The organism is Enterobacter cloacae complex sp. P18RS, from assembly GCF_014982105.1.
GTDB lineage: Bacteria > Pseudomonadota > Gammaproteobacteria > Enterobacterales > Enterobacteriaceae > Enterobacter > Enterobacter hormaechei_C.
Window position 1 is genome coordinate 184,780 of sequence record NZ_JADCKV010000016.1, and the last position, 12,896, is coordinate 197,675.

General features: G+C 56.7%; 13 protein-coding genes and 1 pseudogene. 12 read left to right on the forward strand and 2 right to left on the reverse strand.

All coding sequences use genetic code 11. The features are described 5' to 3' along the window. Positions 1-2: 2 nt before the first annotated feature. The 9 genes and pseudogenes from INF61_RS22905 (at position 3) to INF61_RS13080 (ending at position 8,223) form a co-directional block, all read left to right on the forward strand. Positions 3-2,266 (forward strand): annotated as a pseudogene (locus INF61_RS22905) (NtaA/DmoA family FMN-dependent monooxygenase). Between the two features lie 9 nt (positions 2,267-2,275). Continuing rightward, positions 2,276-2,785 carry a GNAT family N-acetyltransferase gene (locus tag INF61_RS13045; RefSeq protein ID WP_015570459.1) on the forward strand — a complete coding sequence of 170 codons (510 nt, stop codon included), beginning with the start codon at positions 2,276-2,278 and terminating at the stop codon, positions 2,783-2,785. A gap of 9 nt (positions 2,786-2,794) precedes the next feature. Next, positions 2,795-3,721, forward strand: a complete 927-nt coding sequence (locus INF61_RS13050; RefSeq protein ID WP_193547808.1) for an amino acid ABC transporter permease — start codon at positions 2,795-2,797, stop codon at positions 3,719-3,721. Beyond that, positions 3,705-4,478: an amino acid ABC transporter ATP-binding protein gene (locus INF61_RS13055; RefSeq protein ID WP_017693375.1), complete on the forward strand. Its 774-nt coding sequence runs from the start codon at positions 3,705-3,707 to the stop codon at positions 4,476-4,478. The genes INF61_RS13050 and INF61_RS13055 overlap by 17 nt, the downstream gene beginning before the upstream one ends. Positions 4,479-4,487: 9 nt before the next feature. Further along, entirely contained in the window at positions 4,488-5,375 is an 888-nt protein-coding gene (locus tag INF61_RS13060) for a transporter substrate-binding domain-containing protein (protein ID WP_017382289.1), read from the forward strand. Between the two features lie 41 nt (positions 5,376-5,416). Further along, positions 5,417-6,034 (forward strand): glutathione S-transferase family protein, encoded by a 618-nt coding sequence (locus INF61_RS13065; RefSeq protein ID WP_193547809.1) that lies wholly within the window; start codon positions 5,417-5,419, stop codon positions 6,032-6,034. A 37-nt stretch (positions 6,035-6,071) separates the two neighbouring features. Next, positions 6,072-6,302, forward strand: coding sequence for a tautomerase PptA (gene pptA / locus INF61_RS13070; protein ID WP_003857012.1), 231 nt, complete (start codon positions 6,072-6,074; stop codon positions 6,300-6,302). Positions 6,303-6,488: 186 nt separating this feature from the next. Beyond that, on the forward strand, positions 6,489-7,490 hold the full coding sequence (locus tag INF61_RS13075) for a Kdo(2)-lipid IV(A) acyltransferase (protein WP_193547810.1): 1,002 nt from the start codon (positions 6,489-6,491) through the stop codon (positions 7,488-7,490). A gap of 91 nt (positions 7,491-7,581) precedes the next feature. Continuing rightward, a complete protein-coding gene (locus INF61_RS13080; RefSeq protein ID WP_023296669.1) occupies positions 7,582-8,223 on the forward strand; it encodes a hypothetical protein in 642 nt (213 codons plus the stop codon). On the opposite strand, the gene INF61_RS13085 is transcribed toward INF61_RS13080, so the two are convergent. After that, the gene (locus INF61_RS13085) at positions 8,216-8,515 is read right to left on the reverse strand and encodes a helix-turn-helix domain-containing protein (RefSeq protein WP_193547811.1); all 300 of its coding nucleotides are present in this window, start codon (positions 8,513-8,515) and stop codon (positions 8,216-8,218) included. The two genes, INF61_RS13080 and INF61_RS13085, sit on opposite strands and share 8 nt — an antisense overlap. A 161-nt stretch (positions 8,516-8,676) precedes the next feature. On the opposite strand from INF61_RS13085, the gene fusA reads away from it, so the two are divergent. Beyond that, the gene (gene fusA, locus INF61_RS13090; RefSeq protein ID WP_023296668.1) at positions 8,677-10,776 is read left to right on the forward strand and encodes an elongation factor G; all 2,100 of its coding nucleotides are present in this window, start codon (positions 8,677-8,679) and stop codon (positions 10,774-10,776) included. 48 nt (positions 10,777-10,824) lie between these two features. On the opposite strand, the gene INF61_RS13095 is transcribed toward fusA, so the two are convergent. Continuing rightward, the gene (locus INF61_RS13095) at positions 10,825-11,397 is read right to left on the reverse strand and encodes a flavin reductase family protein (RefSeq protein ID WP_193547812.1); all 573 of its coding nucleotides are present in this window, start codon (positions 11,395-11,397) and stop codon (positions 10,825-10,827) included. A gap of 105 nt (positions 11,398-11,502) precedes the next feature. On the opposite strand from INF61_RS13095, the gene nhoA reads away from it, so the two are divergent. Further along, positions 11,503-12,348 (forward strand): N-hydroxyarylamine O-acetyltransferase, encoded by an 846-nt coding sequence (gene nhoA, locus INF61_RS13100; RefSeq protein WP_141414357.1) that lies wholly within the window; start codon positions 11,503-11,505, stop codon positions 12,346-12,348. 94 nt (positions 12,349-12,442) lie between these two features. Beyond that, positions 12,443-12,892: a hypothetical protein gene (locus INF61_RS13105; protein ID WP_047365085.1), complete on the forward strand. Its 450-nt coding sequence runs from the start codon at positions 12,443-12,445 to the stop codon at positions 12,890-12,892. Positions 12,893-12,896 lie beyond the last annotated feature (4 nt).

Consider the following 12,896-nt stretch of genomic DNA (forward strand, 5'->3'; position numbering starts at 1 on the left):
ATATGTCTGCACATCGTCAATTGCGGCTGGGGACCATTTTGCATGGTGCATCCGGAAATATGTCTGCCTGGCGCCACCCGGCGGCGGTCGCGGATGCCAGCATTAATTTTGATTTCGTTAAAGAAACGGCTTTAAAAGCAGAAGAGGGCAAGCTCGACTTTATATTTGTGGCCGACGGCCTTTATATTAACGAGAAATCCATTCCGCATTTTTTAAACCGCTTTGAGCCGCTGACGGTGTTGTCCGCGCTGGCGAGTATCACCTCGCGCCTGGGGCTGGTCGGCACGTTATCCACCTCGTACAGCGAGCCTTTCACCGTTGCACGCCAGTTCGCCAGCCTCGATCACCTGAGCAACGGACGCGCGGGCTGGAACGTGGTGACGTCACCGCTGGAAGGGTCAGCCAGGAACTTCTCCCGCGAAAAACACCCGGAGCATGCGCTGCGCTACCGCATTGCCGATGAGTATCTCGACGTGGTGAAGGGGCTGTGGGATTCCTGGGAAGGGGATGCCTTTATCCGCAATAAAGAGAGCGGACAGTTCTTTGATGCGTCGAAACTGCATACTCTTGATCACCACGGTGATTTCTTCCAGGTTTCCGGCCCGCTGAATATTGGCCGCACGCCGCAGGGACGTCCGATTGTCTTTCAGGCTGGTGCGTCCGACGACGGTAAAAAGCTGGCGGCAAAACACGCTGACGCCATCTTTACCCACCATGACACGCGGGAAGAAGCCCAGGCTTTTTACCGCGATGTTAAACAGCAGCTGGAAAGTCACGGCCGCCGCGCAGAGGATTTACATATATTCCAGGGCGTCAGCGTGATTGTTGGAAACGACGCCGATGACGTAGAAAACCAGTATCAAACTACGGCGGCACTGGTCTCCATTAATGATGCGCTGAATTACCTCGGACGTTATTTCGAGCATCACGACTTCAGCCAGTATCCCCTCGACGCGCCGTTCCCGGATATTGGCGATTTGGGCAAAAACAGCTTCCGCAGCACCACCGATGAAATCAAGCGTAACGCCCGTGAGCGCAACTTAACTCTGCGTCAGGTCGCGCTGGAAGCCGCATCGCCGCGCCCGCGTTTTTCCGGCACACCGGAGCAGGTGGCCGATGGTTTACAGGCCTGGTTCGAAGAGAAGGCGGCGGATGGCTTCATCATTCAGGGCGGCACGCCGGACACCTTCCCGCGCTTTGTTGACCAGGTGGTGCCCGTTTTACAGGCGCGCGGCCTGTTCCGCACCGACTATCCCGGCACCACGCTGCGCGAAAGTCTGGGCTTAGACGAGCCCAAAAATCAGTTCACACAACAATAAAAGAGAAAAACGCTATGCAGAAATCATCGCTTATTCTGGCGCTTGCGCTGGCCTTTACCCCTGCCGTCTGGGCAGAGAACGTCAATATTAACGGCACCGGCGTGAGCATTGAGGCCAATAAAACGCCGATCAATACCGCCAAAAACAGCGATGCGATCGCGCAACTGCCGAAAGACTATCGTTTTGCCGTGCCGGGGAAATTTACCGTGGCGGTGGCGGGACTGAATCAACCGCCACTGACGGTCTTTTCCGACGACAACAAAACTCTGCTGGGAAGTGAGGTCGACATCGCGCGTCTGGTAGCGGACAGCCTCGGACTGGAGCTGAACGTGGTGCCCACCTCCTGGGAGGATTGGCCGCTGGGGGTTGCCTCCGGGAAATACGACGCGGCTATCAGCAACATCACCGTCACTAAAGCGCGCAAAGAGAAGTTCGACTTCGCCACCTACCGCAAGGATTCACTTGGCTTCTACGTGAAATCCACCAGTCCGATCAACTCGCTTGTGAAGGCAGAGGATATCGCCGGGCTGCGCATCATCGTGGGTTCCGGCACCAACCAGGAGGCCATCCTGCTGGCATGGAACGAAGAGAACCTCAAAAAAGGGCTTAAACCCTTTACGCCGATCTACACCAAAGACGACGCGGCCCAAACGCTGGCGCTTCAGTCCGGACGCGCGGACGCCTACTTTGGCCCGAACGTGATCGGTGCCTGGAAAGCGGCGCTTAACGGTAAAACCAAACTGGTCGGCAGCGTCGACGGCGGCTGGCCGAAGGCGGCGCATATCGCGGTGACGCTGAAAAAAGGCAGCGGCCTGGTCGAGCCGGTTCAAACCGCGCTGAACGGCGCGATCAAGAACGGAGATTACGACAAAGTGCTGAACCGCTGGGGGGAAGGCGTGGAGCGTATCCCCAGTTCCGAAGTTAACCCGGCGGGTCTGGGCGATTAAGGAGGCGCTATGCGCGAACAATTTCGTGACGTTTCGCCGGAAGATGCCGATCTTCAGCCCATTATCGAGGGGCTTTTCGGTGAGTACGCCGCTCGTTACGGCGACTACTTTTCAAAGGATGCGGAAGTCGAGCTGACAGAGTGGTACCTGGCGCCGCAGGGGCTGTTTATCGTCCTGGAGCGCGATGGCGAGATCATCGCCACCGGTGCGTACAAGCCCTTCGACGAACATACCGCAGAGATCAAACGCATCTGGACGAATAAAACGCTGCGCCAGCAGGGACTGGCCGCGCGCGTAGTACAGGAGCTGGAGCGCCGGGCGGTGCTGGCGGGCTACAGCCGCATCTACCTGACCACGGGGTTTCGCCAGCCGGAGGCGGTGCGGCTCTATCTCAGTCAGGGGTATCAGCCGCAGTTCGATCTTAACCGTGATCCGGAAGAGTATAGCCAGCCGCCGTTCGACGGTCGGCTGCGTTTCACCAAGACGCTGATCCGCGAAGCGCTCAGCAAAACCGCATAAGGAGCGACGATGAGCAACGTTGAAACCATAAAAGTGGTCCCGGCACGTTATCCGCTGCGCGCTGCTGGCGCCGTGGTGGCGCTGTTTGTGCTGGCGGTCGTGATCCAGTCCGTGGCCTTTAATCCTCGCTGGGAATGGGCGGTATTTGCCCGCTGGTTCTTCGACCCGGTGATCCTCGAAGGCGTCGGCCAGACGCTGCTGCTGACGTTGATAAGCACCGTACTGAGCGTGGTGATTGGCGGCATGCTGGCGCTGGCGAGGCTCTCGTCATCATGGCTGTTGAGCAGCCTGGCGTGGGGGTACATCTGGCTGTTCCGTTCCCTGCCGCTGATCGTGGTGCTGATTATCCTCTATAACTTCTCCTATCTCTACGACACGCTCTCTCTCGGCGTGCCTTTTACCGGCATTACCTGGGGCAGCTTTGAAACCATCAATGTTCTCGGGCAGTTTTCTACCGCCATCGTGGGGCTGACGCTGGTGCAGAGCGCCTATACTGCGGAGATCATTCGCGGGGGCTTCCTTGGGGTCGACCACGGTCAGTATGAGGCGGCCGCTGCGCTAGGTCTGCCGGCATGGCGTCGCACGGTGCGCATAATTCTCCCGCAGGCGCTGCGCACCATCCTGCCGTCCGGGTTTAACGAAATCATCAGCCTCGCCAAAGGGACGGCGATGGTTTACGTGCTGGCGATGCCGGAACTGTTCTACACGATCCAGATGATTTACAACCGCACCCAGGAGGTGATCCCGCTGTTGATGGTGGGGGCCGTCTGGTATCTGGTGATCACCACCGTACTGTCTGCCATCCAGCATGTTATTGAGCGTGTACTCGCCCGCAGCGAGCGCCGCTCCGCCGTTAACCACAACCGGGCGACCAGTCGCGCGCGCTCCGTCACCACTTCGCCAGCACAGGAGCCTGTTCATGCAAGCCTCTCCTGAAGGACATATTTCCATTACCGGCGTCAGTAAGTTTTTTGGCCGACATAAAGCGCTCGATAACGTCACGCTTGAGATCCCGCCGGGCTCCGTGACGGTGATCCTTGGCCCCTCTGGATCGGGAAAATCGACGCTGCTGCGCACCATTAACCATCTTGAGCGCGTAGACGAAGGCTTTATTCAGATTGACGGGGATTACATCGGCTATCGCCGTCAGGGTGACAAACTCTACGAGCTCAAAGAGAAAGAGATCCTCAAACAGCGCGTCAACGTTGGGTACGTGTTTCAGAACTTCAATCTTTTTCCGCATCTCACGGTGCTGGAAAACCTGATTGAAGCACCTATCGCGCATAAAAAGTTCAGTAAAAAAGAGGCTGTTGAAAACGCCTACAGCCTGCTGGATGTGGTAGGTCTGCGCGATAAAGCCGATGCCTGGTCGCGTCACCTCTCCGGCGGCCAACAGCAGCGTATCGCCATTGCCCGCGCGCTGGCGCTGCGCCCGCGCGTGATGCTGTTTGATGAACCCACCTCGGCGCTGGATCCGGAACTGGTTGGCGAAGTGCTGGACGTGATTAAAAAGCTCGCCCGTTCCGGCACTACGCTGGTAGTGGTCACCCATGAGATCGGCTTTGCCCGGGAAGTGGCGGACCAGGTGGTATTTATGGTCGACGGTAAAATTGTGGAGCAGGGCAGCAGCGACGACGTGTTAAACCGACCGTCGCATCCGCGAACGCGCCAGTTCCTCTCAAAAGTGCTGTAAGGAGCGCAGATGAAATATGGACTCCTGGCGGGGCTGGTCTTCACGACGGCGAGCTACGCCAGCATTGATTTAAAGGCCAACGAACAGCCGCTGCCGGTGACGGTTGATCAACAGGCAGTGGCGAAAATCCCGGCGAACTATAAATTTGTTGAGCCGGGTACCCTCACGGTGGCGATTTCAGCCCTGAATTCTCCGCCGCTGGCGCTGCTGGCCAGTGATAACCGCACCCGTATTGGCAGCGACCCGGATATCGCCCGGTTGCTGGCGGGCAGTCTGGGGCTGAAGCTGAAGCTGGTGCCAACGGCGTGGGAAGACTGGCCGCTGGGGATCACTTCCGGGCGTTATGACGTGGCGTTGGTGAATATCGCCGTCACCGAGCAACGTAAGGCGAAGTTCGATTTTGCGACCTATCGCGTCGATTCCCTCGCCTTCTCGGTGAAATCCACCAGCAACGTACAGTCGATCACCCGTGCGAAAGATCTGGCCGGTAAAAAGGTGATTGTCGGGTCAGGCACCAATCAGGAACGTATTCTGCTGGGCTGGAACGAAGAGAATAAAAAGGCCGGGCGCGAGCCTGCGTTGCCGGTTTATCTGACCGACGACGCCTCAGGCAATCTTTATATTCAGTCCGGCAGGGCGGATGTTTTCTTTGGACCGCAGTCCGTTTCTGCCTATAAAGCCGCGTTAACCGGCAAAACCCGCGTCGTGGGATTAGGGCCGAAGAAAGCCTATGTCGCCACCACAACCAAAAAAGGTAATGGGCTGGTGTATGCGTTGCAGGCTGCGCTGGACGGTGCGATTAAGCGCGGGGAGTATCAAAAGGTGCTGGCGCGCTGGGGGGAGGCGGGCGAAGCGGTGACGTCTTCTGACGTTAACCCGCCCGGGATAACCTACTAATGGTGCTCTACACTTAGGGTTTTCATCCCTGAGGGGGCAACATGATCAAACTCTATGGCGTACCCGGCTGGGGATCGGCAATCAGTGAAGTGATGCTGACTCTGACAGACATCCCGTATCAGTTCGTCAACGTGGACGGGTTTGACCAGCCCGGCCCGCAGCGCGAATTGCTGTTGAAACTGAACCCGCTGTGCCAGGTGCCGACGCTGGAGCTGGAAAATGGGGCGATCGTGACGGAAACCGCAGCGATCGCCCTGATGGTGCTCGACAGACGTCCCGACCTCGCGCCGCCCGTAGGGCAGGCCGAGCGCCAGCAGTTTCAGCGCCTGCTCATCTGGTTTGTGGCGAACGTCTATCCCACCTTTACGTATGCAGATTACCCGGAACGCTGGGTGCCTGATGCCCCGAAACAGCTGAAGAAAAATTGCATTGAGTACCGAAAATCGCTCTATCTGTGGTTCGACAGCCAGCTCAGCGCCTCGCCGTTTGCGTTTGGCAAACAGCTGACGCTGCTTGACGTCTATATTGCCGTTGCGCGTACCTGGGGGCCACGTCATGAGTGGTTTGCCACTAACACGCCTAATATTACCGCCGTCGCGGATGCCGTCTGCGCGCTGCCGGAACTGCACAAGGTGCTAAAAGCTAACGATATAATCTGATAACGTGGAACGCTCATCTATAAAAGGAGCCCTGCCCATGCCACACGTTGATATCAAATGTTTTCCACGCGATCTGACTGACGAACAAAAAACGGCCCTGGCGGCGGATATCGCCGAAGCGATCGCCCGTCATCTGAACAGCAAAGATCGCTCAATCTCCGTGGCGCTTCAGGAGGTTCAGGAAGCTGACTGGAAGGCGCAGGTCTGGGATACCGAGATCGGCCCGAAACTGGATGAACTGATTAAGAAGCCCGGTTATTCGATGTAACTTGCCTGCCGGGTGGTGCAATATCACCCGGCGCTCCTCGCTTTTATTCCCTTTCGCAAAAATCGATAATAAAAACCATAACGATTCCGCTACAATTCATCCCTCCGAACAATATTCGTTAAATCAGCAGGTAAGCACTGCAACTGCACCAGATTAAGTACAAATTAGTAAAAGGATAATTTTTCCATGACAAAATTACCTCAGTTTTCACTCGCCTTTATTCATCCTCGTTACTGGCTCAGCTGGGCAGGCATTGCCGCGCTCTGGTGCACGGTTCAGCTTCCGTACCCGCTGCTGTTGAAAACAGGTCACGGGCTTGGGCGTCTGGCTATGCGCCTGCTTCCACGCCGCGTGGAGATCGCCAGACGAAATATTGAGCTTTGCTTTCCTGATATGAAAGAGGACGAGCGCGAGCGTTTACTTGAGCGTAATTTTGAATCGGTTGGAATGGGCGTCATCGAAACGGGGATAGCGTGGTTCTGGCCAGACTGGCGCGTACGGAAACACTTCAGCGTAACCGGCTACGAACATATGGAACAGGCGCGGGCGCAAGGAAGGGGAGTGGTGCTCATTGGCATGCATTTTCTCACGCTGGAATTAGGCGCACGCATCTTTGGCATGCTCAACGCGGGTATTGGTGTGTATCGTCCCAACAATAATGCGTTGCTCGACTGGCTGCAAACGCGCGGTCGTCTGCGTTCCAATAAAACCATGCTTGACCGCTATGACCTGAAGGGCATGATCCGCGCGCTGAAGCAAAACGAGATCCTGTGGTATGCCCCGGACCACGACTATGGCAAAACGAATAGCGTGTTTGTGCCGTTTTTTGCCGTCCCGGACGCCGCGACAACTGCCGGGAGCTACATGCTGGTGAAAAGTGCCAGACCGGCCGTGATCCCGTTTGTACCGCGCCGAAAAGCAGACGGCACAGGGTATGAGCTGATTATTCTGGAGGATATCAGCGATACCTTGCAGGGAGGCGACAAAGCGTCGGTGGCCACGCAAATGAACAGAGCGATTGAGCGCGCCGTGATGATGGCGCCTGAGCAATATATGTGGCTGCATCGCCGGTTCAAAACCCGCCCTGAAGGCCAGCCGGACCGGTATAAACGCAAAAAACAGATCCCATCTTCTGCAAGAACCTTATCTGCCAGCGATATTTCGGACCGGTCGAGTATCCAGCAGTAGCCCGGCAGGGCGGATGCCGGTGCGCTCCGCCCTTTATAAATCCTGCCGCGCTGGATAGAATTACCGCATCCACATTGACGGGATGCCCAACATGACCGGAAGAGTCGATTATCATCTGGAAAAATACCTCCTCACCGAAGCCGGTGAGCCGGAACGTCTGACGCGCCAGTGGGCGGAGGTGATGCGCGAGTGTCATGACCAGAAATCCGGGGCAGAAGAGCGGCTGCGTCTCGCGCTGCTGAACGTGGATTATGTGACCAGCTTTGAGCTTCCCTTCCGGTTACTTCTTACCCGCGCACCGCAGCTGATTGATGGCATCAGAAATGAGTTTCAGCTCAGTCAAAAAAATGTCCTGTTCAACGGCAAGCGGTTTGGCTGCGTCTACAGCCTTAAACAGGATTTGAACGGCATTCCCGATGAATTTACCTACCACCTGAAGACCCGTATTCAGCGAATCGATGCGTCCGGCGGTTCGGAAGTGCCTTACCGGCAAATCGCTCAGCAGGTGAAAGCCCCCCGCGAGCGCCTCCAGCTGGCGCTGGAACAGGGGCTTGCGGTCACCGCGCTTGACGGGCTTTTCTGGTTTGGCCTCCAGCGCATAGCCGCCGACGTGCAGCGGTTAAGGAAGACCGGGATGAGAATAGTGACGTCCGATACGGAGGTGTTCGACACCCTTACCGGAACAACACGGCGGATTCCGGTTTATCGTCTTGAGGACGCTGCCGCTACTTAGCCTGGAGCAGGATCGCCAGCAGCCCAGGAAAACGGGCGTCCAGATCTTCTCTTCTCAGTGAGATCATATTCTCGCGCCCCAGCGGGCGCTGCCAGATCACACCGCTGTCGCGCAGCACGCGCCAGTGGTGAGTCATAGTGGATTTCACCACCTCTTCCGGGCGCAGTGCGTTACAGCTCAGTTCGCTGCCGTCGGCCAGCCTGCGGATAATCGCTAATCGCAGCGGATTGCCGAGGGCGAACAGCACATTTTCCAACACTATTTGTTCAGGTTCCGGGTGGTTTGGGATCATCGTTTTCCTGCGTCTCGCGTGAGATTGAGCTATATCAACAATAGGTCAACCGTTAAAAAATAGTTCGATAATACTCGTACAATGGGACTATTATAACAAACGAACGAACACGCGACCATCCCGGTCGTCACAAACCAGTCATGAAGACTTAAGGAAATAACATGCCCCGACCCATTCCACTCGAACGTTATCGCAACATCGGTATCTCCGCGCATATCGATGCGGGCAAAACAACCACCACTGAGCGCATCCTGTTTTACACCGGGATGAGCCACAAGCTGGGTGAAGTACACGATGGCGCGGCAACCACCGACTGGATGGCGCAGGAGCAGGAGCGCGGGATCACCATTACGTCGGCGGCGGTGAGCTGTTTCTGGCCCGGTATGGACAGAGGCTTTGAACCGCACCGCATCAATATTATCGACACCCCCGGGCACGTGGATTTCACCATTGAGGTGGAACGTTCCATGCGTGTGCTCGACGGCGCGGTAATGGTCTATGACTCCGTCGGTGGTGTGCAGCCGCAGTCGGAGACCGTCTGGCGTCAGGCGAATAAATATCATGTTCCGCGTCTGGCGTTCGTCAATAAAATGGACCGCCCGGGCGCAGATTTCTTCCGCGTGGTGCGGATGATGCAGGAGCGGCTGAAAGCCAATCCGGTCCCGATTGTGATCCCCGTGGGGGCAGAAGAACACTTCACCGGCGTGGTGGATCTCATCAAGATGCGCACCATTCTGTGGGACGATGCGACGCAGGGCATGGCGTTCAGCTATGCGCCAGTCCCTGACGATCTGCTGAGTACCGCCCAAGCGTGGCGAGAAAAAATGGTTTCGGCTGCGGCAGAAGCCAGCGATGAGCTTATGGATAAGTACCTTGAGACGGGCGAACTGGATGAAGCAGAAATCATCCAGGGGCTGCGCGTCCGGACCATCTCCGGTGAAATACAGCCCATGCTGTGCGGCAGCGCTTTCAAGAACAAGGGTGTGCAGCGCATGCTCGACGCGGTGATTGAATTGATGCCGTCTCCACTGGACGTGCCCGCTATTGATGGGGTAGACGAAGACGGACAGCACGCCGAGCGCCACCCAAGCGATGATGAACCGTTCTCGGCGCTGGCCTTCAAGCTGATGAGCGATCCGTACGTCGGCCAGCTGACCTTTATCCGCGTCTATTCTGGCATACTGCGCAAAGGCGACGCGGTGTACAACCCGGTGAAGGGCAAGAAAGAGCGTATCGGGCGCATCGTGCTGATGCATGCCAACGATCGCCATGAGGTGGACGAGCTGCGTGCAGGGGATATCGCAGCCTGTGTCGGGCTGAAAGACGTTACCACCGGTGACACGCTGACCGACCCGAATGCGGTGATCACCCTTGAACGGATGGAGTTCCCGGACCCGGTTATTTCGCTGGCGATTGAGCCGAAAACCAAGGCCGATCAGGAGAAAATGGGGATTGCCCTACAGCGCCTGGCTGCGGAAGATCCGTCGTTCCGCCTGCACACGGACGAAGAGTCCGGACAGACCATTATCTCCGGGATGGGCGAGTTGCATCTGGAGATCATCGTCGACCGCATGAAGCGCGAGTTTGGCGTTGAGGCGAACATTGGTCGTCCGCAGGTCACCTACCGTGAAACCCTGCGTAAAGCGGTGAAGGATATTGAAGGGAAATTTGTCCGACAGTCCGGCGGGAAAGGGCAGTACGGTCATGTGGTCCTGAGCCTTGAGCCGTTAGCCGCCGGGAGTGGTTTTGTGTTTGAAGATGCCACCAAAGGCGGGGTGGTGCCGCGGGAGTACATCCCGTCGGTGGAAAAAGGCTTGCGAGAAGCCATGAATACGGGAGTGCTGGCGGGCTATCCGGTGGTGGATGTGAAAGCGACCCTGACGTTTGGTTCCTACCATGACGTTGACTCCTCGGAGATGGCCTTCCGCATGGCGGCGATCCTCGGCTTCAAAGAGGGCGCTAGGCGGGCGGATCCGGTTATTCTTGAGCCGGTGATGCACGTTGAGGTGGAAACGCCGGAAGAGTACGCCGGGAACATTATGGGCGATCTCTCCTCCCGTCGCGGCCTGGTGCAGGGAATGGCTGAACAGTACGGCAGCCAGATTATTCGCGCTGACGTCCCGCTGGCTGAGATGTTTGGCTACGCCACCACGCTGCGCTCGATGTCCCAGGGGCGCGCGACGTATACGATGGAGTTCCATCATTTTGCGGAAGCTCCGCGGAATGTGGCGGATGAGATTATTGCGAAGCGTGTGAAGTAATAAAAAGCCCTCTTCCTCAGGAAGAGGGCTTTTCTTTTTTGAGGTGCGTTAATCCAGCGCCTTCACCATTTTCCCGCTCGCGACAAACGTGCCCGCTCCCAGATGATGCAGCGTATTCAGTTTATCCCCGTCAAACTGCCAGCGTCCGGCGACAAATGCGCGTTCATCCGCCGCGGCGGAAACCACTTCGCCAAACAGAGTGTCATATTTCTCTGCCGCAGAGGTTACAGGTAATAACCGGCACTCCATCCACGCCAGACATTTCTCTTCTATAACCGGCAGGCCAAGCTCAGGGCCATAAATAACCGGGATCCCGTAGCAGTTAAATTTATCCTCGTCGCGCCCGCTGACGCTGCCGACCGCCCAGGTCCAGTTGGCTGCCGCCACGCCGGGGATCACAATGCCGAATTTCCCGCTGCGTTCGATCAACTCCCGTGACCACGCGCTTTTGTCTACCACAATCGCGATACGCGGGGGTTCAAATTCCACCGGCATAGACCACGCGGCGGCCATGACGTTGCGACGATCGATGGTCTTATCCCGGCTGGTGATGAGCACGGTTGGACCGTGATTCAGAAGACGGCTGGCATGGCGTAATTCAACAGGGCGAAAGTGGTTCATAGGATCTCCTCATGTACACGATGAGTATGACGAAAAAGCACTTTTGCGCATATGCATAAGGGAAAATAGTTTATAAACAGGGGATATCACATCCTGGAGCAAATCATGTCCCCATTTCTGAGTGCTTATTTCGCCCGCACGGGCTGGCAGCAGCCCGTACAGGTTGATATCGATACCCTGCGGGGGCTGCATTTACACCATAACTGCGCAGTCCCTTTCGAAAATATCGATGTTGTTTTGCCGCGTGAAATCCATCTGGACGACGGGTGTCTGGTGGATAAACTTGTCACCGCGCGGCGGGGGGGATATTGCTTTGAGCAAAACGGCCTGTTTGAGCGGGTGTTGCGCGAAGTCGGTTTTACGGTGCGCAGCGTGCTGGGGCGGGTTGTGCTGGCTAATCCGTCGCAGATGCCGCCGCGTACGCACCGGTTGCTGCTGGTTGAGCTGAACGGCGAGCGCTGGATCGCCGATGTGGGATTTGGCGGACAAACGCTGACGGCGCCGATTCGTTTGATCGCCAACGAGGAACAGGAAACCCCACACGGGCGTTATCGTTTGCTGAGCGAGGGTAACGACTGGGTACTGCAATTCCGCCATCACGAGCACTGGCAGTCGATGTACCACTTCGACCTGGCGACCCAATACTTCAACGATTACGTGATGGGAAACTTCTGGTCGGCGCACTGGCCGCAGTCCCATTTCCGTCATCACCTGCTGATGTGTCGCCACCTGCCGGACGGGGGCAAGCTGACGCTGACCAACTTTAATTTTACCCACTGGCAGAACGGGCATGTGGAGGAGCAGATCCATTTGCCGGATGCGGAGGCGCTGTATAAGCTGATGCAGGCGCGGTTTGGCCTGGGCGTTGATGACCCGAAGCACGGCTTTACCCTGGCCGAGCTGACGGCCGTGATGGCGGGGTTTGATACGCATCCACAGGCAGGGAAATAGCCCGGTGGCGGCTACGCCTTACCGGGCCTACGGGTGCCCGAACGTAGGCCGCCATTCGGCGGGTTAGTTTAAACATCATCGAAGGCATGCTGATATGGAAATCTTGTTGCGGAATAAATTCAGTTCAGTGGGAATGTTACTCGGGGTTATTGCACTGCTTGTCTCATTAGTGCAGTTCACCTTTGGTCCTTTTTCAACAAAGTCGACAGCGCTTGAAATTGTTGTGGCTGAAAAGGTTTCGGCGGTGAAAAAAGGGATTATTGCTGGCATCAAAGGGGAGCAACCGACCGTTGAGGCGAAAAAGAAAACGGTCGATATCGACAGTATTCTTATCAATAGCGGAGTAATTTTGTCTGTGGTGGCATTAGGGCTTGCCTTCACGGGTGGGATGCGCAAAGAGAACCGATGGGGGGTGAGTGGCGCACTGTTTTTTTCTGGGGCTACGCTCGCTTTTCATGCGGCGTTACTGGCTTTTGGTCTGATCGTCGCAGTGTTGCTGCTGCTGTTGGTTATTTCAGTCGTCAGCGGAAGTACGCTGTTCTGACAGT

What these genes read in the sequence shown, in the direction of transcription:
- INF61_RS13060 (WP_017382289.1), top strand. Translation starts at nt 4,488, where the DNA reads ATGAAATATGGACTCCTGGCGGGGCTGGTCTTCACGACGGCGAGCTAC.
- fusA (WP_023296668.1), top strand. Translation starts at nt 8,677, where the DNA reads ATGCCCCGACCCATTCCACTCGAACGTTATCGCAACATCGGTATCTCC.
- INF61_RS13050 (WP_193547808.1), top strand. Translation starts at nt 2,795, where the DNA reads ATGAGCAACGTTGAAACCATAAAAGTGGTCCCGGCACGTTATCCGCTG.
- INF61_RS13105 (WP_047365085.1), top strand. Translation starts at nt 12,443, where the DNA reads ATGGAAATCTTGTTGCGGAATAAATTCAGTTCAGTGGGAATGTTACTC.
- INF61_RS13080 (WP_023296669.1), top strand. Translation starts at nt 7,582, where the DNA reads ATGACCGGAAGAGTCGATTATCATCTGGAAAAATACCTCCTCACCGAA.
- INF61_RS13065 (WP_193547809.1), top strand. Translation starts at nt 5,417, where the DNA reads ATGATCAAACTCTATGGCGTACCCGGCTGGGGATCGGCAATCAGTGAA.
- nhoA (WP_141414357.1), top strand. Translation starts at nt 11,503, where the DNA reads ATGTCCCCATTTCTGAGTGCTTATTTCGCCCGCACGGGCTGGCAGCAG.
- INF61_RS13075 (WP_193547810.1), top strand. Translation starts at nt 6,489, where the DNA reads ATGACAAAATTACCTCAGTTTTCACTCGCCTTTATTCATCCTCGTTAC.
- INF61_RS13095 (WP_193547812.1), bottom strand. Translation starts at nt 11,397, where the DNA reads ATGAACCACTTTCGCCCTGTTGAATTACGCCATGCCAGCCGTCTTCTG.
- INF61_RS13045 (WP_015570459.1), top strand. Translation starts at nt 2,276, where the DNA reads ATGCGCGAACAATTTCGTGACGTTTCGCCGGAAGATGCCGATCTTCAG.
- INF61_RS13055 (WP_017693375.1), top strand. Translation starts at nt 3,705, where the DNA reads ATGCAAGCCTCTCCTGAAGGACATATTTCCATTACCGGCGTCAGTAAG.
- INF61_RS13085 (WP_193547811.1), bottom strand. Translation starts at nt 8,515, where the DNA reads ATGATCCCAAACCACCCGGAACCTGAACAAATAGTGTTGGAAAATGTG.
- pptA (WP_003857012.1), top strand. Translation starts at nt 6,072, where the DNA reads ATGCCACACGTTGATATCAAATGTTTTCCACGCGATCTGACTGACGAA.